The organism is Pigmentiphaga sp. H8 (assembly GCF_003854895.1).
Classification (GTDB): Bacteria; Pseudomonadota; Gammaproteobacteria; order Burkholderiales; family Burkholderiaceae_B; genus Pigmentiphaga.
On sequence record NZ_CP033966.1, the window covers coordinates 4,824,042 to 4,846,173 of the forward strand.

General features: G+C 62.5%; 13 protein-coding genes. 9 read left to right on the top strand and 4 right to left on the bottom strand.

What is annotated here, in order from left to right; genetic code table 11:
• Positions 1-65: 65 nt before the first annotated feature.
• From EGT29_RS22730 to EGT29_RS22750, 5 genes are all read left to right on the top strand, one after another.
• On the top strand, positions 66-1,058 hold the full coding sequence (locus tag EGT29_RS22730) for a tripartite tricarboxylate transporter substrate binding protein (RefSeq protein ID WP_124691118.1): 993 nt from the start codon (positions 66-68) through the stop codon (positions 1,056-1,058).
• A gap of 32 nt (positions 1,059-1,090) precedes the next feature.
• Positions 1,091-2,323 (top strand): flavin-dependent oxidoreductase, encoded by a 1,233-nt coding sequence (locus tag EGT29_RS22735; RefSeq protein WP_124691119.1) that lies wholly within the window; start codon positions 1,091-1,093, stop codon positions 2,321-2,323.
• 165 nt (positions 2,324-2,488) lie between these two features.
• Positions 2,489-3,994 (top strand): efflux transporter outer membrane subunit, encoded by a 1,506-nt coding sequence (locus tag EGT29_RS22740; protein ID WP_124691120.1) that lies wholly within the window; start codon positions 2,489-2,491, stop codon positions 3,992-3,994.
• Positions 3,995-4,067: 73 nt separating this feature from the next.
• Positions 4,068-5,207: an efflux RND transporter periplasmic adaptor subunit gene (locus EGT29_RS22745; RefSeq protein ID WP_238160174.1), complete on the top strand. Its 1,140-nt coding sequence runs from the start codon at positions 4,068-4,070 to the stop codon at positions 5,205-5,207.
• Between the two features lie 11 nt (positions 5,208-5,218).
• The gene (locus tag EGT29_RS22750; RefSeq protein WP_124691121.1) at positions 5,219-8,320 is read left to right on the top strand and encodes an efflux RND transporter permease subunit; all 3,102 of its coding nucleotides are present in this window, start codon (positions 5,219-5,221) and stop codon (positions 8,318-8,320) included.
• A 1,282-nt stretch (positions 8,321-9,602) separates the two neighbouring features.
• Here the strand turns inward: EGT29_RS22750 and EGT29_RS22755 are convergent.
• Positions 9,603-9,938, bottom strand: a complete 336-nt coding sequence (locus EGT29_RS22755) for a hypothetical protein (protein ID WP_124691122.1) — start codon at positions 9,936-9,938, stop codon at positions 9,603-9,605.
• A gap of 1,293 nt (positions 9,939-11,231) precedes the next feature.
• Between EGT29_RS22755 and EGT29_RS22760 the strand changes: the two genes are divergently transcribed.
• The 4 genes from EGT29_RS22760 (at position 11,232) to EGT29_RS22775 (ending at position 19,142) form a co-directional block, all read left to right on the top strand.
• Positions 11,232-13,937: a glycosyltransferase gene (locus EGT29_RS22760; protein ID WP_124691123.1), complete on the top strand. Its 2,706-nt coding sequence runs from the start codon at positions 11,232-11,234 to the stop codon at positions 13,935-13,937.
• A gap of 248 nt (positions 13,938-14,185) precedes the next feature.
• Positions 14,186-16,309 (top strand): glycosyltransferase, encoded by a 2,124-nt coding sequence (locus EGT29_RS22765; protein ID WP_124691124.1) that lies wholly within the window; start codon positions 14,186-14,188, stop codon positions 16,307-16,309.
• 347 nt (positions 16,310-16,656) lie between these two features.
• A complete protein-coding gene (locus EGT29_RS22770) occupies positions 16,657-16,944 on the top strand; it encodes a hypothetical protein (protein ID WP_124691125.1) in 288 nt (95 codons plus the stop codon).
• Entirely contained in the window at positions 16,941-19,142 is a 2,202-nt protein-coding gene (locus EGT29_RS22775) for a glycosyltransferase (RefSeq protein ID WP_124691126.1), read from the top strand. Before EGT29_RS22770 ends, EGT29_RS22775 begins: the two co-directional genes overlap by 4 nt.
• Positions 19,143-19,164: 22 nt before the next feature.
• Here EGT29_RS22775 and EGT29_RS22780 read toward each other — a convergent pair whose 3' ends face one another.
• The 3 genes from EGT29_RS22780 to EGT29_RS22790 are packed head-to-tail and all read right to left on the bottom strand — an operon-like array spanning position 19,165 to position 22,117.
• Positions 19,165-19,875 carry an ABC transporter ATP-binding protein gene (locus tag EGT29_RS22780; RefSeq protein ID WP_124691127.1) on the bottom strand — a complete coding sequence of 237 codons (711 nt, stop codon included), beginning with the start codon at positions 19,873-19,875 and terminating at the stop codon, positions 19,165-19,167.
• Between the two features lies 1 nt (position 19,876).
• The gene (locus tag EGT29_RS22785) at positions 19,877-20,650 is read right to left on the bottom strand and encodes an ABC transporter permease (RefSeq protein WP_238160175.1); all 774 of its coding nucleotides are present in this window, start codon (positions 20,648-20,650) and stop codon (positions 19,877-19,879) included.
• Between the two features lie 51 nt (positions 20,651-20,701).
• Positions 20,702-22,117 (bottom strand): mannose-1-phosphate guanylyltransferase/mannose-6-phosphate isomerase, encoded by a 1,416-nt coding sequence (locus EGT29_RS22790; protein WP_124691129.1) that lies wholly within the window; start codon positions 22,115-22,117, stop codon positions 20,702-20,704.
• Positions 22,118-22,132 lie beyond the last annotated feature (15 nt).

Here is a 22,132-nt window from a genome sequence, read left to right on the forward strand (position 1 = left end):
TATTTCACTCACGTATAAAGCTCGTATTGAATGGCGATCGTTCCTGTCCCACCAGAGAGGTCGATATGCCCACCCGTCGCTGCATCTCCCGTCGCTCGTTCCGTAGTGCCTGTGCCGGGCTGCTGGCGCTGGCCGCCTGCGCGGCCCACGCGGACGAGCCCTATCCCACGCGTCCCATCCGCATCATCGTGCCCTTCTCCGCCGGCGGCGGCATCGACGTGCTGGGCCGGACCATCGGCCAGAAACTGTCCGAGACCTGGCAGTACGCCGCGGTGGTGGAAAACCGCCCCGGCGCCAGCGGCAACATCGGCACCGACCTGGCCGCGCGGGCCGCTCCCGACGGCTACACCTACCTGATGACGGCCAACACCATCATCATGACGCCGAGCTTCATGCAGGGCGTCACCTTCGATCCGGTCAAGGACTTCGCGCCGGTGATGCCCATCGCCATCGGCAGCCTCGCGCTGGTGACCCGTCCGGACTTCCCCGCCAGGTCGGTGCCCCAGTTGATCGAGCTGGCCAGGAAGCAGCCGCACAAGCTCAACTACGGCTCGCCCGGTACCGGCACGCCGCATCACCTGGCCATGGAACTGGTCAAGCAGCGCGCCGGCATCGACGTGGTCCACGTGCCCTACAAAGGCTCGGGCGGGCTGGTCAACGACGTGCTGTCGGGCCAGGTGGACCTGGCCTTCGTGCCCGTCCACCAGGCGCTGCAATTCGCCCGCGCCGGCAAGATGCAGATGCTGGCCGCCGGCGGCACGCGGCGCACCGCCGTGACGCCCGACATCCCCTCGCTGGCGGAGGCCTCCGGCATCGCCGACGTCGATGTCGACATGTGGTACGGCCTCTACCTGCCCGCCGGCACGCCGCCGGCCATCGTCGCCAAGGTGAACGCCGAAGTCGCTCGGATCCTGAAGATGCCGGACGTGGTCAAGAGCCTGTCCATGCAGGGCCTGCAGCCCAGCGGCGGCACCCCGGACGACCTCGCGCGGCTGACCCGCGACGACTTCCAGCGCTGGGCCGGCGTCATCCGGCAGGCCGGCCTTTCATCCCAATAGAAACCAATATCCCAATACCAAGAGGAGTCTTCATGGAAGTCATGATCGTGGGCGGCGGCATAGGCGGCCTGACCCTGGCGCTGTCGCTGCACAAGGTGGGCATCGCCGCCCGGGTGTTCGAAGCGGCGCCGGAAATCCAGGCGCTGGGCGTGGGCGTGAGCCTGCTGCCGCACTCGACCCGCGTTCTGGGCGAACTGGGCCTGAACGAGGCGCTGGCGCGGGTGGCCGTCACCACCACGACCACCACCTTCTTCAACCGCTTCGGGCAACACGTCTATTCCGAGCCGACCGGCCGGCAGGCGGGCTACGAGTGGCCGCAGTTCCAGGTCCATCGCGGCGACCTGCAGAGGATCCTGCTCGAAGCCTGCCGCGAGCGCCTGGGCGCGGACCGCATCGTCGCGGGCCATCGCTGCACCGGGTTCACGCAGACGCCCGGCGGCGTCACCGCCTCGTTCGTCGATCCCGCGGGCAACCCTCTCGCGCCCCGCACGGCCGATGCGCTGATCGCCTGCGACGGCCTGCACTCGGTGATCCGCAAGCAGTTGCATCCCGGCGAAGGCGAACCGGTCTACTCCGGGGTCAACATGTGGCGCGGCGTCACCCGCTGGAAGCCCTATTTCGACGGCGCCACGTATGTCCGCGGCGGCTGGCTGACGCCGGGCAAGATGGTCATCTACCCGATCCGCAACGCGCTCGACGCCGACGGACTGCAACTGATCAACTGGGTGGCCGAGGTGACGACGCCCCGCTACGAACGCCGCGACTGGAATCGGCGCGGAAGGCTGGAGGACTTCATCGGCGTCTTCGAGGACTGGCGCTTCGACTGGCTGGACGTACCCGCCATGATCCGGGCCGCGGACGTCCTGCTCGAATTCCCCATGGTGGACCAGGATCCGCTGCCGTGGTGGACGCAGGGCCGGGTCACCCTGCTGGGCGACGCGGCGCACCCCATGATCCCGCGCGGCTCGAACGGCGCGGGCCAGGCCATCCTGGACGCGCGCGCCCTGGCCGCCGCGCTGGCCGCGGAACCGGACGTGCCGGCCGCGCTGGGCCGGTATGAAGCGCAGCGCCGGCCGGCCACGACGGACATCGTGCTGACCAACCGCAAGACGCCTCCCGACGCCATCCTGAAGGAGGTCTACGAACGCACGGGCGACCGTCCGTTCCGGCATATCGACGACGTCATCAGCCAGGAGGAGCTGGCCGCCATTTCCAACGGCTACAAGCGCGTGGCGGGCTACGACCTGGCCTCGCTGTCCCGGTAGGCAGCACGCGGGGCGGGCACCGTGGCTTGCCCCGCGTCCCTTCCGTATCGAGAAATATTCTCGATATTCACGACTTCCTAATATCTTTTCGATTACGCTATCGAGTCGTCCATGCATCTTAACTGTGCGGACCGACGGTGATCCCGCCGGCATCCGCCCTCCAGCATGTCTCTCGCTCGCGCCAAGTCCTTTGCTTCCTCGTTCCCCCGCCCCGGCCTGCTCGGCCTGGGCCTGGCCCCACTGCTGCTGATTGCCGGCTGCAGCCTGCAGCCGCCCGCGCCGTCCGTGCCGCTGGCCACGCCGACCGGCTGGCAAGCCCCGCTGCCCCTCGCCGCCGGCCCCTCCCTGCCGCACCACTCCAGCCAACAGCGTCTGCTGGAATGGTGGCAACAAGCCGGCGATCCGGCACTTCCCGGGCTGATCGAAGCCGCACAGGCGGCCAGCCCGACCGTGGGCACCGCGCGCTCGCGCTTTCTCCAGGCCCGCGCCACCCGCGTCTCGTCCGGCGCCGCCCTGGGGCCCACGCTCGACGCCACCGCCCAGACCAGCCGCGGGTTCTCCCAGATCGCGGGCGGCGTCGCCACGCAGAACCAGGCCGGCCTGCAGGCCTCGTGGGAAATCGACCTGTTCGGCGCCAACGCCGCCACGCGCGACGCCGCGCAGGCTCGCCTGGAGGGCGCGCAGGCCCAGTGGCACGACGCGCGCATCTCGGTCGCCGCCGAAGTGGCCAACGAGTTGAACAACTTTCGCAGCTGCCGCCGCGAACTCGCCATCCAGGAATCGGACGCGGCCTCGCGCGCGGAAAGCTCGCGCCTGACCGATCTCGCCATGCGCGCGGGCTTCCAGTCCACCGCCAACGCCGCGCTGGCGCGCGCCAGCAGCGCCGAAGCCGCCGCCCGCGCCCGCCAGCAGCGCGCCTTGTGCGACATCAGCGTCAAGGCACTGGTGGCCCTAACCGCGCTGGACGAACCCGCGCTGCGAGCCCGGTTGGCCACGCCGGCGCAGCCTGCGTCCGACGCCCTGTTCGCCATCGACCACCTGCCCGCCGCCGTGCTATCGCAGCGCCCCGACCTGTTCAACGCCGACCGCAACGTGGCGGCGGCCAGCGCCGAGGTCGGCAGCGCCCAAGCCAAACGCTACCCACGCCTGACCCTGGCCGGCAGCGTGGGCGCGGCCTCGTTCAGGGCACGCGGCACGAACGTCGACGTCTCGACCTGGTCCATCGGCCCGCTGTCGGTCACGCTCCCGCTGTTCGACGGCGGCCGGCGCCGCGCCGACATCAATGCCGCCCAGGCCCGCTACGACGAAGCCGTCACCCAGTACCGGGCCACGGCCCGGCAAGCCGTGCGCGAAGTGGAGGAAGCCCTGGTCAACCTGGAAAGCACGGCCGCGCGCACCACCGACGCGCGCGCCGCGGTCGAGGGATACCAGGCTTCGTTCGAAGCCACCGAGCAGCGCTATCGCGGCGGTCTGGCCAGCCTGCTGGAGCTGGAGGAGTCGCGGCGCATGCTGCTGACGGCCCGCACCACCCAGTCCGCCCTGGAGCGCGAACGCATGGCGGCCTGGATCGCGCTGTACCGCGCGGCGGGCGGCGGCTGGCGCCAGGATGCGCCCTTGCCGCCGGACACGCCGCCCGCGGCATCCACCGCGCCGGCCACCCATCCCTCCTGACGGAACCTCTCACGAAACGCGTCGCCGCGGGGTCTCCCCAGGCCCCGGCCCCATCCCAACCATGATCCCGTCCATGCCGCTACGCCCTCTCATCGCCGCCGCCGTGCTCGGCGCCATCCTGGCCGGTGCCGTCCTCGCCCCCGCCCTGCGCGCCGCCGATACCGACGCCCCTGCGGCCGTCCGGCCGGCCCTGACCGTCACCGTCGCCCAACCGCGGATGCAATCCCTGCGCGTCGCGCTCCAGGCCAACGGCAACATCATGGCCTGGCAGGAAGCCAGCCTGGGCGCCGAGATCGGCGGCCTGCGCCTGCAGGACGTCCTGGTCAACGTAGGCGATACCGTCAAGGCCGGCCAGGTACTGGCCACCTTCGCCCAGGAAACCGTGCGCGCGGACATCGCCCAGGCCCGTGCCGCGCTGGCCGAGGCCGAAGCCAGCGCCGCCGAGGCACGCGCCAATGCCGAGCGCGCCCAGTCCCTGAAGGCCTCCGGCGCGCTGAGCGAATCGCAAATCAACCAGTACGTGACCGGCGGCCAGACCGCCCAGGCGCGCGTGGAGTCCGCCCGCGCCAGCCTGGCCGCGCAGGAACTGCGCCTGAAATTCACCCAGGTCCGCGCCCCCGACAGCGGCGTCATCTCGTCGCGCACCGCCACGGTGGGCGCGGTCGTGAGCGCCGGCACCGAACTCTTCCGCATGATCCGCAAGGGCCGCCTGGAATGGCGCGGCGAAGTCACCTCCGCCGAGGTCGGCCGCGTGCGCGTGGGCGATCCCGTCACCGTCGTCGCGGCCAGCGGCGAGCGCCTGCGGGGCAAGGTCCGCACCGTCGGCCCCACCGTCGATCCGCAGACGCGCAACACCCTGGTCTACGTCGACCTGCCCGGGGCCGACGCGCCGGACTCCTCGGCCAAGGCCGGCATGTTCGCACGCGGGGAGTTCGAACTGGGCGCGGCGCAGGGCCTGACCGTGCCACAGCAGGCCGTCGTCATGCGCGAAGCCTTCAATTACGTTTTCGTCGTGGGGGCGGACAACCGGGTGGCCCAGCGCAAGATCCAGGCCGGCCGGCGCGACGGCGACCGCGTCGAGGTCCTGGACGGCCTCGCGCCCACCGACCGCGTTGCCGTGCGCGGCGCCGGCTTCCTGACCGACGGCGACCTGGTACGCGTGGTCGACACGCCCGCTCCCGCGGCCACCCCCGCCACCGCCGTGACGCGCTGAGAGCCCACGCGATGAACGTCTCGACCTGGTCCATACGCAACCCCATTCCGTCGGTCATGCTGTTCGTGCTGCTGACCTTCGCCGGCCTGCTGTCGTTCAGCGCCATGAAGGTGCAGAACTTCCCCGACATCGACCTGCCCATGGTGCAGGTCACGGCCGCGCTGCCCGGGGCCTCGCCCGGCCAGCTGGAGAACGACGTCGCGCGCAAGCTGGAGAACTCCATCGCCACCTTGCAGGGCCTCAAGCACGTCTACACCAAGATCCAGGACGGCAGCGTCAGCCTGACCGCCGAATTCGAACTCGAGAAGCCCCTACAGGAAGCGGTGGACGACGTCCGCTCTGCCGTGTCCCGCGTGCGCGCCGACATGCCCGCCGACCTGCGCGACCCCATCATCAACAAGGTCGACCTGGCCGGCCAACCCGTGCTGGCCTTCACCGTACGCGCCAGCAGCATGGACGACGAGGCCCTGTCCTGGCTGGTCGACAACGACGTCGCCCGCAAGCTGCTGAACGTGCCCGGCGTGGGCGCGGTCAACCGCGTGGGCGGCGTGACCCGCGAGATACGCATCGCGCTCGACCCCCAGCGCCTGCAGGCCCTGGGCGCTTCCGCCGCCGACATCTCGCGCCAGCTGCGCCAGGTGCAGCGCGAAAGCTCCGGCGGCCGCACCGACATCGGCGACTCCGAACAGCCCGTGCGCACCCTGGCCACCGTGGGCACCGCCGAAGAACTCGCCAACCTGCGGCTGGTCCTGAGCGACGGCCGGCCCATCCGGCTGTCCGACGTCGCCACCGTGACCGACACCATCGCCGAACGCCGCTCCGCCGCCCTGCTCGACGGCCAGCCCGTCGTCGGCTTCGAGGTGGCCCGCAGCCGCGGCGCCAGCGAACTCGACGTGGCCGCGGGCGTCCAGCGCGCGCTGGACGAACTCAAGGCCCAGCACGCCGACCTGCAGATCACCGAATCCTTCAACTTCGTCACCCCGGTCCAGGAAGAGTACGACGGCTCCATGCGCCTGCTCTACGAAGGCGCGCTACTGGCGGTGCTGGTGGTGTGGCTGTTCCTGCGCGACTGGCGCGCCACGCTGATCTCCGCCGTCGCGCTGCCGCTGTCGGTCATCCCCGCCTTCGCCGGCATGTACTTCCTGGGATTCTCGATCAACGTCATCACCCTGCTGGCCCTGTCGCTGGTCATCGGCATCCTGGTCGACGACGCCATCGTCGAGGTCGAGAACATCGTGCGCCACCTGCGCATGGGCAAGAGCCCCTACCAGGCCGCCATGGAAGCCGCCGACGAAATCGGACTGGCCGTCGTCGCCACCACCTTCACCCTGATCGCCGTCTTCCTGCCCACCGCCTTCATGAGCGGCGTCGCCGGACGCTTTTTCAAGCAGTTCGGCTGGACCGCCTCGCTGGCCGTGTTCGCCTCGCTCATCGTCGCGCGCGTGCTTACGCCCATGATGGCCGCCTACCTGCTCAAGCCCATCGTGCACGCGGGCAAGGAACCGCGCTGGCTGCAAACCTACATGCGCTGGGTCGCCGCCTGCCTGCGCCACCGCTGGCTGACCGTGCTCGGCGCCGCCGTGTTCTTCATCCTGTCGATCGGCATGATCCCCCTGCTGCCCGCCGGCTTCATGCCCGCCGACGACAACTCCCAGACCCAGGTCGTGGTCGAACTGCCACCCGGCTCCACCCTGGCCCAGACCCTGGACACCGCCGAACTCGTGCGCCTGCGGCTGGCCAAGGTGCCGCACGTGCGCAGCGTCTACACCACCATCGGCGGCGGCACCGCCGGCGGCGACCCCTTCGCCATGGCCGGCGCGGCCGAGGTCCGCAAGGCCACCCTGACCATCCAGCTCGACCCGCGCGACGACCGGCCCAAGAAACAAGGCATCGAAGAAGACATGCGCGCCGCCCTGGACGAGATCCCCGGCATGCGCAGCCGCGTCGGCCTGGGCGGGTCCAACAACAAATACGTGCTCGTGCTGACCGGCGACGACCCCGACGCGCTGAACCAGGTTGCCCTGGCCGTCTCCAAGGAACTGCGCACCATCCCGGGCCTGGGCAACATCTCGTCCACCGCCAGCCTTATCCGCCCCGAGATCGCCGTGCGCCCCGACTTCGCCCGCGCCGCCGACCTGGGCGTCACCAGCAGCGCCATCGCCGACACCCTGCGCATCGCCACCGTCGGCGACTACGACATCTCGCTGCCCAAGCTCAACCTGTCACAGCGCCAGGTCCCCATCGTCGTACGCCTGGACGAAGCCGCGCGCGAAAACCTCTCTCTGCTCGGCCGCCTGTCCGTGCCCGGCACCCGCGGCCCCGTCCTGCTCGAACAGGTCGCCACCCTGGACTTCTCGGCCGGACCATCCGTCATCGACCGTTACGACCGCTCGCGCAACATCAACTTCGAGATCGAACTGGCCGGCATGGACCTGGGCGAAGTCGCCCAGCGCGTGGCCGACCTGCCCACCATCAAGAACCTGCCGCCCGGCGTGCGCCAGGCCACCGTGGGCGACGCCGAAGTCATGGGCGAACTGTTCCAGAGCTTCGGCCTGGCCATGCTGACCGGCGTACTGTGCATCTACGTCGTGCTGGTGCTGCTGTTCAAACACTTCCTGCACCCCGTCACCATCCTGGCCGCCCTGCCCCTGTCATTGGGAGGCGCCTTCGTCGGCCTGCTCATCGCGCACAAGAGCTTCTCCATGCCCTCGCTGATCGGCCTGGTCATGCTGATGGGCATCGCCACCAAGAACTCCATCCTGCTCGTCGAATACGCCATCCTGGCGCGGCGGGGACACCCCGCCACCGACGTGCGGCCGGCGGTGCCGGGCATGAGCCGCTGGGATGCGCTGGTCGATGCCTGCCACAAGCGGGCCCGGCCCATCATCATGACCACCATGGCGATGGGCGCCGGGATGCTGCCGATCGCGATCGGCTACGGAGCCGCCGACCCGAGCTTCCGGTCGCCGATGGCGATCGCGGTGCTGGGAGGGCTGATCACGTCGACGTTTCTGAGTTTGCTGGTGATACCGGTGGTGTTCTTGTTTGTGGATGATTTTGGGCAGTGGGTGATGCGGTTGTTCAGGCGGGGGCAGACCGATGCTGCGCGGTGAGAAGCGCAACAGGGCGTGCCTGGGATGTTTCTGATCCATAGTCGCACTCAGTGTGTCGGAAGCAATCCGCCAGCAGCTCTGGGCAACCCACGAGAGCCTCACTTATGACCTGCCCTCATGGTGAAACCAACCATGCGGAAAACATTAGGACCAACTAGATCTCGTTATGAAATTTTGTCCTCGCCAGTAAAAACCCCTACCCTCAATGATAGCCACGCGACCAAGAACAGCACACACGACGCCCTGCTAAACGACAAGAAACTCGATATTTTTATTCTTCGCCCAATACTAACGGGAACAGGGAGATGCAGACCAAAAAATCACATTTTCACTGGCAATTGGACTGTATTATTCAAGCCAATCAGAAACCTGCACGAATTCGCACAGACTCCAGATGGTGAAATCAATATGATAGGCGGCAATTCCCTCTGCATATAATTTCTCTTTTTCCTCTACAACCCGCGAGACATCACGTTCCAAAGCCATGCGACAGGAACGACAAGGGGTAGAACCACACTCAGGAAAAGAGGGGGCCCGCCAATTAAGAGCGCTCCACTCCCAGCCACCCCCCCAAAAGCGATCACTACCCACATTTTTCTTGCGGAAACTCTATCCGAAAATTTTATTTTTTTAATGACTCCCTTCCAGAGTTCGCCTATAGCCACTACACCGGCTCCATAACAAACGATCACGTAGAGCAACTGGCCATCTACTCTCGCCCCCTCCCTCCAGCCCTCTATCAAAGCCCATACGGTCAAAACAAAAACAACTAAAACTCCTCCGAGAAAAACCGTAGCGGGCACGAGCGCAAGTATCGACAACGAGCCGAACAGAAAATCTCGATTTACTTTCACACTACACCTATTACTCTCAATTTATTTGCATGTACCTGTGCACCAAGCAGGTCCCCACGTTTGACCAATGGGGCCAATGATACGATTCACTGCCTTGCCGAAATAACTAGTATTGCCAGCCGGAGTTGCGGTGAAAGCAGAGGAGGGGAGACCGTACTTATCGAAAACTTCCCAATGAAATTTAGTAATACATTCCGCAGTGGGAAAAACAGCATGACTGGCATTATTCGGCAGCAACGCCGCATAGGACCTTGCAAGATCCAATCTAATCCCATCTTTAACACCAGATGTCAACTCCACGCCTGAAAGGGCTGCCCTGAAATGAAGGTTTCCCTGCGCTACCTTACCCCACGCTCCCTCTTCTGCCGCCACAGAATATGCTTTACATGCGTAAGAATCCCCCTGACCATACGCCTCGCCGTAGTAGCTTAAATAATCACCTTGTTAAGAAATCCCTTTTCTTTAGACGTAGTCCAACACCCCTCATGGCTGCATTTGTTGTATAGATAACCCATAACCGCAGACATAGCACCATTGGCGAATTGTCCGCCACCGATAACAGAGACCGTTCCGCCAACTGCCACGGTCATGGCGAATCGCTCATAGTCCTCCCAGCCCTTTGCATTGACCGTCATCAGCTTGCCGGCCACGGCAGAGGCGGCACCGCGCAGGCAACCACCTCCCTGCAATTCGCCACTAGCACATCCCACGGCCGCATGGCCCGCATAGATCAGGTTCCCCTGGAGGCCTCCCGCCAGGGTCATAGTCGAACTCGTCGGCTGGCCCAGGATGTCATAGACAGAGCTACGATGCGTGCTGTTGCCGGTCTGTGCCGATCACAGTCAGCCCGGGCCGGGACCCGAGCTTCCGGGCGCGATGGCGTTTACGGTACTGGGCGGATCAATCACATCGACGCTCTCGAGTTCACTAATGACACCGGTGGTGTTCTTGTTTGTGGATGACTCAGGGCAGTGGGGGTACGGTTGTTCAGGCGGGGGGCAAGCCGATACGCGCGGTCAGCGGGGACGAAGCAGCCAATACGTCTAAAGGCTAACAACTGCCATGGTGGAAAACTTACGTATTTTCAATCAGCCTTGGCCGAGCCCTATATTGACGAGAAAAGGCATCACCATCAATCAATCTTCCCTTACCAAGTTAAACTCCAACACCTCCAAAGGAGTGCATAGAGATTTTCCGTCTAGGCGAAAAACTTTCAGTTCTAGTGGATAGAAATCCACCTCGTCAATCAGGACAGTCTGCACCATAACGTGATCATGGTCGACAGCGTCGCCCACGAATACAGAAGCCTCATGACCTTGCCGCTCGACAGCAACTTGATCCGGCCGGCATAGCCTCAAGCAATATCCATAGCCACTATTGCGTGCTAGCAGCTCCGCGACAACCTCGCCGGGCGCAGCGTCCTCCCCCGCCATAGCCGAGAGACAAGATTTGACTCTGCCCGGCTGAGCTTCCTCCATATCCTAGAACATTTGAATCGATTCGATATGTATAGCTCTGTTTATCAATCGTTCCCTAAGCGTACGGAGCGTAGCGAATCGTGCTCAGCCTAGCTTCCATTTAACCGTTGTCACATCGAGCCCATCTCGACCAAATGACCCGAACGCTGAAATGCCGAGCGTTGTTGAAGACGGCGGAGACAAGAAAAAAGAAAATTCCGCCAGCGACCCCAACCCTGCGAAACCAGACCCAAATCAACGAATATCAAGGCGAGCGCTCCCAAGCCCAACGCTGCGCTAATCAAGCGGATTTTTTGGTACAGGAGTCTTTCTGCACCAGAAAGATCATCCTTGAAGCGGAAACGCGACATGGCACACCCTAAGAAATTCTCATCAGACAGGAAAGGCATATCCAGCACAGGGTCAGCAAGGGAGGGACGCTTGGTCCCTGAGCACGGAAACCGATAGCTCCGCCCCGATCATCAGCGACATCGTTTCGTCCCGAACTCCCCCTACAATTCCCGGATCGCGAGCAGCCCCTCGAATACTTCGAAGGTATGGCCGGCCCGCCAAAGAATCGAACCGATCTGCGGAAGAAAGATGAATCTACATCTAACCAGTGCGTTTTCCGAGTTTGGCGCACAACCCGTTCCGCTATCGGCGCGGGACGTCTCCACGGGCCAACTCAGTCCTATCGATGCGAACCGACTGAAAGAGACGCTCCGGGGTTCGCCCTATCGCTCCGCCGTCGTCTTGGGCCATTTGTCCAAACCCTGCTCCGATCAGGCAGACATTCACCGTCCCCTGGAAGCCTTCGCGGCAGGGACCCTGCCTGCCGACTGGCTCGTGGACAACTGGAGAGGCCAGGTAGACGCGTTCGTTCGGGCATACGATCAACACGACACGCTCTGGGTCCTCGGATCGCAATTCCTGTCAGATCTCGCCGACCCACGCCCGCTGCTCGCCGCGCTCAAGCGCGTCTGCCTTGCACGTAGCGGTACGGTCATGTTCGTGCATGAAAACGTGCCGGGACGATTCAGGCATTGGTCCCGGGAAGCGTTCTCCAACTTTCTGGCGGCCGGCGGCTTTCCCCTACAGGCCGGGGACGACGGCTGGATGACTGCCACTCTGACGCTTCACGATTACGCCGCCTATCTCGAGGACGGTGGATGGGACAGGCGACTGGCCACGGCGGATTGGCTGCTCTTGACGACGGAGGATGCAGGACTGGGGCCTGCCGGCGGGATAGGCACTTACGTCCGGAACATCAAGCTCCTCGACCCGCGAGCCGCCGTCTTGATGTGTGATGCCCGGGCCGAACCCATCGACCTGGACCGAAGGACATTAGCCCCTCGGTCGCTCGCGGATGTCAGTTTTGAGGACTTCCACCTTGGCCACGACTCGCTGGAAGTGTTGCGCAATGCGCTGTACCTGCTGCCCAACGTATCGCTTGTCGAGGCGCAGGACTACCAATCCATCTTGTTCCGGATCGTACAGGCCAAGCGTACGGGCATGCTCCCGTCCTGGCTGCACTTGCGTATTTTCATGCATGGGGCCATTGATTATCTGAAGTACGGTTTCCGCGATGAAGGGGCGATAAATTATTCCCCCTTCGAAGCGTCGCTGGCAATCAGGGACAGCTACGTCTTCAAACATGCGGACAGTTGCTACGCCCCCTCCAGATACCTGGGCCAGCATCTCATGCAGGAGGAATACGGCTATGAGGTCGCGAACCAGACCATTGTTCGCCTCCCCTTCGACCTCTCATTGCTGCCGGACGATAGACCGGTTGACTACGGGGCCATCAGACGCATCGCTTTCGTAGGGAAATACCTGCAGTTGAAGGGATGGGCGGATTTCGTCCAGGCGATGGGACTCCTCTCGACCGGGCAAGTACAAGAGGTTATCTCGCTGGCTCCCGGCGTTCCTTCCGGTGAAGACGTGGCGACTTTGAGCGGCGTCGCCAACTACAGCTGGACTCATCTCTCGCATCAGCAATTGTTGGAGTACATCAGCCAACATCTCGAGGACACGCTATTCATCGTCCCGTCGCGAGGGGAGAGCTTCTCCTACGTAGTGCTGGAGCAGTTGCTGCTCGGTGCACGGCTGGTCGCTTACAACACCGGCGGGGTGATAGAGGTCGTGGACGATCCGGACTATGTCTCGCGCTTTTTCTGCGATCCTACCCCCCAGGCGCTGGCCCGCAGGATCGAAGATGTCCTCCGGCTATCGCCCAAGGAGCACCAGGTCCAGGCCAGCCAGGCGCGCGGCCGTCTCCGACAACGTCAGCGGGAAGTCAATGAGTGGTGGGGACGTAATGGTGCTTCGCCGCCCAGTCCCGAATGGCCTCGCTTTGTAGAACTGCCATCGCCGGCAGTCACCGTCGTCGCCTTTGCCGACAATCGGACGCTCGATCAACTGGACGACTTCGTGCTGTCCGTTCGCCGCTCGCGACTGAAGCCTACCCGAGTGATTCTGGTCGGAAGACGATCGGATGAACTGGCCGCCGCAGCACTGGAGGCATGGGCATTGGATGAAAAGAATTCGGATCTAGAGATCAAGCTGCATCTGCATACCACCGATAGTACCGGGCCGCGGGATATCTGCCTGCAGCAGATCCAGACCGAATTCGCGTTCTTTCTGGATGATGGCGCCATACTCTTGCCTCGCACGCTCGAGGACGGCTGGAACGCGCTGGCCACCGACCCGAAATTGCTCGCTGCAACCGGCTTCGCCTTGAACGCGGTCGAATCCGCGTGCTTTCCCCGGTCTGGCGGCGTGCCGACGGAAAGCAAGACACGAAAACCTTTGGGCATTCCGGAAGCGCGCGCGCTGGCACTCAGGGAAGATCAGTACATGGCAGCCAGCGCTATGGTTCGCACGGCGGCGTGGAAAGACTCGGGCGGCTGGGATGATCTGGACGCGAACACCTGGGATGGAACGGCCACCTACACCCGGCTGGCGTGGAGGAAGCAGCGCTTTTCGCTGGTTCCCCAACCGGGGCATCTGGTGCCGACGCCGCGCGGCGACGGAGAAGAAACTGCCTCCTTCCTGAAACGCCGGCGCCTCGTACACAGTCTGGATGGCTTATCACCGCTCGATGCGAACATATTGTTGAGCTTGGCCACACACATCGAAAGCAGCCCGCTGCCTCCCGTCGAGGCACCCGTTGCCGTTTCACCACCGGAAGCACCTGAAGCCATCAGCGAGCCTCGACAGACCGAACATTTCGTATACCTGCTGCTTCGCCAGGCCAGGACAAGATCCAAACGGTTCATCGGAGCTATGAGGCGCCGTCTGCGATGACTATGCCGCAGGTCCTGCCATTCGCGTATGGAGGCAAGCCCGCGGAATCTTGTAAGCACTCACATCTTGCAATGGAAAGCGCCAATCGTGTTCCCCCAGATGCTATCGGTATCCACCGGAACGATGCTCACCTTTTGTCGCAATCTGCATCGACTCCGTTCTCCAATCGCCCGACAATGTCCCACTATCCCGGCGATACCGAGTGATATATTCACCGGCTTGCCAAGGTCTAATCGCGGGAATCCCCATTGTCTTCCCCTGCCCTGCCCAGCATCGACATTTCGATCGTACTCAATCTTCATGACGAGGCACGTTTCCTTGACCGGACAGTCGCTTCCTTGCGCGAAGCCATGGCCTATGCACGCGCCGACGGGGTGAGCGCTGAACTCGTCATCGTGCTCGACAACGCCACCCCGGAAACTGCAACCAAGGTCGCAGCCATGGACTTCAGCGGGATGGGCGAAATTCGCATTCTCGAGGTATCGCACGGCTCGCTGGGTCCCGCTCGGAATTCGGGAATCGCGGCTTCACGCGGCAGATATATTGCCACTGCAGATGGCGACGACCTCGTTTCATTCAATTTTTTTTCGGCGATGATGGAGGAAGCCGAACGGAATCCCCGTGCCATCATTGTCCCCGAATTTCTTTACGCTTTTGGCACTCGCTATCATCTCTGGCAGTACTTCGGTACGGACCGCGTTTCCAAGCTTGCATTTTTCGGATACCACCCGTTTTGCTCCAGGGTTTTTTTTCCTCGGGAGCTTGCTCAGGACATCCGGTACGTGGATACGAAGGCAACTCGCTTTTTTGCCTACGAAGATTGGCAATTCAACTGCGAGGCCGTTGCCGCAGGGTATGAATTCCGAACGGCGGCCAATACCATTCTTTTCTACCGCCAACGCTCGACCAGCATTATGGCTCAGGAAGGACATGACAAACTTTGTCCTTACTCCAAGTATTTTTCAGCCGACCATTTCCTGAAGGGATTGCGAGTCTCCCATGATGCCGCCCGCAAATCGCCCAAGGTGCCGAAATATGCACCCGAAGGTACTCGCCTGTACTGCATGAATTCCCAGGTTTTTCTTGAACTGGTTTATGCGGCGAATCAGATCGAACCCGGTATCGATTTCGAACACCTGAAATACATGCCCATGGGGTCCAACGTCGGTTGGCCGTACCAGCAGGCACTTGGTCTCGCGTCCGCCTATTTCGAGGCGCTCGAAAAACTGAACGGCGGCATCTACGACGATGTCGTTCTTCTGCCTTTCCTGTCGAATGGCGGAGCCGAGAAATTTCTCCTCGAAGTCTCGAAATCCCTGCTTGCGACGAATGTGGCGCAACGCGTCCTGATCATGACGGGACAAGAATTCGAGCAACACGAGGGCGTGGATCAACTACCCGCCAATGTCGATTTCCTGGACCTGCGAGCATTAGCGAACAGGCATGGCGTCGAAGACCTGGGTCCACTCCTGCTCCGCCTCATTCAATCCTCCGCCCCTCGTGCAAGGCTCCATACCAACGGGCCTGGCTTCGCGATTGATTTCCTGCTTCGCTATTACCGAGCCCTTCCGGAAAATCGAATTGCTTACTATTATTTTTGTGCGGAAACGCTGCCTCACCAACAATTACACTTCACCTACGGCAGTTCGCTAAATTTTCTTTCAGAAGCGTTGAATGGGATAGGCTGGGTCATCTCGGATCATGGTCGAATCCTTGGGGACCTTGAAAAAACGGTGCATCTGGCGCCGGCGAAGGCCGAGACGCTGTATGCCCCGGTACCTCCCTCGGCGGAATCGGTCACACGGCTACCGTACTCGCCTGGCTCCAGGCCTTTGCGCATCTTGTGGGCTTCCCGTATCGATACCCAGAAAAGGCCCGACCTGGTCCCCAGGATCGCACGAAAGCTGGAAGAGCGTGGAGTGAAGGCATCCATAGATATGTACGGTAGCTCGGTGTTCGGCTACTCCATGCCCGCGGGCGTAAGTCGTGACGGGCCTGTCCGTCACCGAGGAGCATTCCGTGGATTCAGCAGCCTTCCCCATGACCAGTATGACCTGTTTCTGTACACATCGTCCTATGATGGGCTCCCTAACGTGGTGCTGGAGGCCCTTTCCTGTAGCATGCTTGTTGTCGCGCCCGACGTAGGCGGCCTGCGGGAAGTCATCACACCTCAGACCGGCGTACTCATTGCACATGAGGCGGACGATGAAGTGTTGATCGAACACTATGCTGATGCTCTGGCCGCTATTGCCAATGGCAGCATCCAGCCGCTGCCTCTTATTCGCAATGCCCAACGTCTGATAGAAGAACGACATTCGGAGGAAGCGCATCGCCAACGCGTCGCTTCGATTTTCGGACCAACGGGCAATTGAACAGGCTTACCGCTATCGCAACGATGACTCTCAATCCCATCTCTCATTCCCCGTCCGCAAGTCCTGTGCCTCGTGATGAAGAAATACAGGCCTTGCAGGAGGAAGTCCAGCATCTCCGGAAACGCCTGCTCAAATACGCCGAAGAGGCCGACCAGCGCGCCGGCCTGGACACTCTGCGTACCTCTCCTTTCGAGCCGTTGGACTTCCAGCTGTCCAAGGGCTATCGCATTTGGAAAATGTACCTGGGCCTGTATGATCTGCCCCTCGTCGGCCCCGTTCTTGCGGCTACACGCACTATCGTCGGAAAAGCCGTTCGCCTGCTCAGGCGCCTTAGATAAAACGTCGAAATGATCCAAATTCTCGAAAAAACCTATCGGGCCTGCTTGCGCTCGGGCCTGGTCACGCCCGGCATCCACCGTACGGCAAAGCGGATGCATTCGTGGTTGCGCTACAGTCGCAGCCAGATGTACCTGCTGGAAGACATCAATTCCCTGCGGGCCTGCATCGTCGATCTGAAACGCGAACAGGACGACCTGCGGGCACAGATTGCAATGCTGAAGACGCAGTTGGCCTCGAAAAGCGACGGCGCGCCGGCCGCGGGGGCCGGGCAGCAAGGCGCGGAGCATCCTCGGTGAAAGCATCGGTTGTCATCTGTACCTACAATCGGAAGGAAGCACTGCGCGTCACGCTCCAGGCGCTCAAGTATCTGCGATACCCCGAATTCGAGGTCGTGGTGGTGCTGGGTCCCTGCACCGACGGTTCGGAAGAGATGCTTGCCACGTACCTGCCGGACATCAAGCTGGCGCATTGCGACATTACCAATCTTTCCAAGGCCAGAAATATCGGTATTGCCCAGGCTTCTGGCGACATCGTGGCGTTCCTGGATGACGACGGCATCCCGGAACCCGATTGGCTGGACAAGCTGGTACGCGGATACCGCAGGCCCGACGTAGGAGGAGTTGGCGGCTTCATCCGCAACCACACCGGCCTTCTGTTCCAGGCCCAGGTCGTGGTCTGCGACCGCTACGGCGACAACCAAGGCTTCCCCAGCCCCGAAACCGCGCAGGCCATCCATCGGCCTGGTACGCGGCGATATTTCAGCCTGACCGGCTGCAACTCCAGTTTCCGGCGATCGGTGCTGGAGGAAATAGGCGGCTTCGATGAAGAGTACGCCTATTTCCTGGACGAGACCGACGTCTGCCTGCGGGTGGTCGAAGCAGGCTACGACCTCGAAATGGCGGGAGCCGCCCAGGTCCTGCACAAGTATGCGGCCAGTCACTTGCGCAACGCCGAGCGGCTGCCGACCAGTCTGTACTATCCTGCGCGGAGCAAGGCCTATTTCTGCATGAAGTTCGCGCTGCCCGGCGACGAGGCGGCTGCCAGGCAACGCGTGGCCTCGTACCAGGCTGAAACGAGCGGGGACATGCGCACGCTGCATCTGGCCGGCAAGATCGATGCGGCCACGCGCGACCGCCTGATCCAGGAACTGGAGAAAGGGGTGGTGGATGGCATGGAAGACGCCGGGCAGCATCCGGAAGGTCAGCACACGCTCGCCCGATACCGTCCTTCCACTTCTCTCCCGTTCAAGCCCTTTCCAGCCATCCTGCAACCGGGAGAACGGCTCCGGTTGGCATTGATCTCACGCGAGTATCTAGACGGAGCCGTAGGTGGAATCGCGGTCTGGACAAGACTGGTTGCGGAAGGCCTGGCCCGGCGCGGCCACGAGGTCAGCGTCATCACCCGCGTGGCGGAGGGACAGGATCCTACGGTGGACGTGGTGAACAACGTGTGGGTGCACCGGATATCGGCCCCGACGTTCACGACGCAGGCGAACCCGCCCCTGCCCGACCTGCCCGACGACATCCGGGCAGGCTGCTATGCGGTCTACAACGAAGCGTTGCGCATTGCCGCACACCGCGGCCTCGACTTGATCTCGTTTCCCATCTGGGACCTGGAAGGTCTGGCGTGCGCAACCAGCGGCCAGTTCAAGACCGTGATGAGCCTGCACACCACTTATGGGCTGGCCCTGCCGCACAAACCTGAATGGCAACGCAACGCGACCATACGATCGACGCTGGTCGACAAGATGATTGCCGCCGAACGCCTGGTTCTTCGAAGCGGGGTTCCCTTGTTGGCCAACAGCCATTCCGTGCTGGCGGATATTCGGAGTTGCTACGGTCTGGCGACAGCAGGAGCGACGGTCGTGCCGCACGGCCTGGGCGATGCCGGCCCGGGCTCAGCCCCTGCCATAGCCCCCGGCCAACTCAACGTGCTGTACGTCGGCCGCTTCGAATACCGCAAAGGCATCGACCTGCTGCTGGAGGCGATTCCCGGTCTGGCCGCTGCCCGTCCCGAGCTGACCTTCACTCTGGTGGGCGAGAACCGACCCGTTGCCGGAGAAAAAGACTACAAGGGCGAATTCGAATCCCGGCATGCGGACGCCCCTTGGCTGGACAGAGTCCGCTTCACAGGTCCGATGTCGGCCGAGGCTCTTCAGCAAGCCTACCAGGCCTGCGATATTTTCGTGGCACCGAGCCGGTATGAATCTTTCGGCTTGATCTTCGTGGAAGCTTCCGTCTTCGCGAAGACGGTAATCGGGCCGGACGTGGGCGGGGTCAAGGAAATCATCACAGACGGCCAGAATGGGCTGCTTTTCACACCCGGCGATGCGCAGGCGCTGGGGGCGGTCCTGAAACGGGCCATCGAAGATGCGCCTTTACGTGCGAGTCTGTCACGGGCCGCGCGGCGAAGATACGAGACAGACTACACGGCCGACCTGATGGTGGAGCGGCTGGAGGCCTACTACCGCGAACGCATGCGGGCGGCCACCTGAGACCGGCGGGCAACCCGCCCGCTCAGGTCTGCTCCACGACTTTGCCGTGCTCCAGCATGATCGTCCGGTTGCACAGCCGCTCGATCGTGCCACGGTCGTGCGACGCAATCACCAGGATGGACGATTTCGCCACGATCGACTCCAGCCGCTGCGAAGCTTTGGCATTGAATTGCGCATCGCCCACGGACAACCATTCGTCCATTAGCACGATGTCGGCCGTCATGCAGGTCGACACCGAGAAAGCCAACCGCAGTTGCATGCCGCTGGAATACGTCCGGACGGGCATGTTGAGATACTCGCCAAGCTCGCTGAACTCGGCTATCTCATCCATCTTGTCGGCGATCTCCTTGGGAGACAATCCCATGATCACGCCACGGAGCACGATATTCTCGAACCCGGTCGATTCGCCGTCGATGCCCAGGGCGATATCGGTAAGCGCCACCACTCTTCCCTGAACGGAAAGCGAGCCGGACGATGGCGGATAGACCCCAGAAAGTACACGCAGCAGCGTGGTCTTGCCGGCTCCGTTGTGCCCGAGCAGTCCAACCCGGTCGCCAGGACGAATATCGAGGTTCAGGCCATCGATAGCGCGAACGGAGACTCGATGGCCGGCATCGGATGCGATCCTGCCGCCGGTGCTTGCACTGATGATCGCCTTCTTCAGCGAGCGGTGCGAGGCGTTGTAGATCGGAAATTCGACCGACAGGTTTTCGGCGCGAATGTGTGCTGACATGCTAGATCCAATAAGCGACACGATGCCGCGTACGCGCAAACAGCCAGCATGCGCATCCCGCGGACACCAACCAAAGTCCCAGGGCCGTCATCCAACTCACCATGGAGGGGACCTCCCCCAGCAACGGCATGCGGGCCACATCTAGCAGATGGCTGATTGGATTGAGCTGGGCGACCCATTGATGCTGGGGCGGAAGCGTGCTGGACTGCCACATGATGGGCGTCAGGAAGTAGGCGACCGTGACCAGGTTCTGCACGACGGGAATCATGTCGCGATACCGGGTGCAGATGATGGCGAAGGCGAACGACACGTTCAGCGTGATGGCAGCCAGGCAGAGGAAACCGGGTATGGCAAGCAGAGATACCCACCCCCAGCCATTGCCCACGAAAGTCACCACCACGATAACGATGATGAAGTTGTGGAGGAAGATGATGAAGTTGCGACAAAGTAGCCGCAGCACATAGGACGGATACGGCAGCCGCGTCTGTTTGATGAGGCTTTCGAACTGGGTGAAGCCTGTCGTCGCCTCGTTCAACTGCATGGCGATGAAAGTCCAAATCACGTTGCCTGCCGCGAAATACGGCAGGTATTCGTGCAGGTTCATCTTGAAAAGCGTGGCCCACAAGAGGCCCAGTGTGCCGATCAGGATCGCGGTGCTGATCGTGAACCAGAACGGGCCAAGCACCGAGCGCCGATAGCGCTGCTTGATGTCGTACCAGGCGAGCAGCGCCCATAGGTGGGGCTTGCGGACTGTCTCGACGAGCTCATGCCGCATGCTATGAAAAAACATTTGGAACCTTGACGAGTATTCGAGATAAACGAGTAGTCAATTGCGGCCGTAGATGTCGGCAAACCGGACGATATCGTCCTCTCCCAGGTATTCACCGCTCTGGACCTCTATCATCACGAGATCGATGATGCCCGGGTTTTCCAGCCGATGCTTGTGGCCTGCGGGAATATAAGTGGATTCGTTGCTGTTCACCAGAAACGTGTCTTCGCCGTTGGTGACGCGCGCAACGCCGCTCACGACGATCCAGTGTTCGCTTCGGTGATGGTGCATCTGCAGCGAGAGCGATTGCCCCGCATGCACGACGATGCGCTTGATCTTGAAGCGCTCGGCTTCTTCGAGGACCGTATAGGTCCCCCAGGGCCGATGAACCGTGCGATGGATCTGATAGGCATCGTCGCCTCGCTCCTTGAGATGGGCCACGACGCTCTTGATGTCCTGCAATTTGTCCTTGCGTGCGACCAGCAGGGCATCCGGTGTATCGACGATGACAAGATCCTTCAGGCCTATCGCCCCGACCACCCGGGCATCGCTATGCACATAGCAGTTCTCGGTGTCGACCGCGATGACGTCGCCGTCGATCTGATTTCCCTTGCCATCGCTCGGGAACAGATTGCCGAACGCGGCCCAGGACCCGATGTCGCTCCAACCGATGTCGCAGGGCACGACCGAGGCCCGTCCCGTTTTTTCCATGAGCGCATGGTCAACGGAAATGTCGGGAGCCAAGGCAAAAGCCTTCTCGTCCAGCATGATTTGCCATTCGTGCTGGCCTTCCAGTGTGCGCCCTGCCGCCAGGCTCTGCTCGGCGGCCTGCCACGCTTCGGGAGCATGCTGCTTCAGCTCCTCTTCTGCCACGTCCGCGCGCACACAGAACATGCCGGAGTTCCATAGATAACGGCCGCTGGCGAGGAATTCCTGCGCACGGTCAAGCGATGGTTTCTCCACGAATCGCAGCACATCCGTTCCTGAAGCCTCGATGTAGCCGTACCCGGTCTCCGGGGACTCGGGGCGAATCCCGAAGGTCACGATCCTGCCGGCTTGCGCCAATTGCACCGCTTGCTCCACGGCTTGCCTGAACGCGGGAAAATCCTGGATCAGGTGATCAGCGGTAAGAAACAGCAACACTTCCTGTGGCCCGAAACGCCGGGAGACGGCAGCGGCCGCAGCGGCAAAGGCGGGCGCGGTATTACGTCCCTCGGGCTCGAGAAGCATCCCGCATTCGATCTGGGACTGACCCAAGGCCCGATATTCGTCCATCGTCTTGAACGACAGCATCCGGTTCGTGACCGTAATGACCCGGGAGACGCCATCGAGCCCGATGGCCCGCCGATACGCCTTCTGGAGAAAACTTTCGCCATCCGCCAAACGAATGAAAGGCTTGGGATGCAGTTCCCGAGATACCGGCCACAGGCGCGTACCCTTGCCTCCGGAGAGGATGATTGGAACAAGTCCCATCTGGCAGTAGTCCTA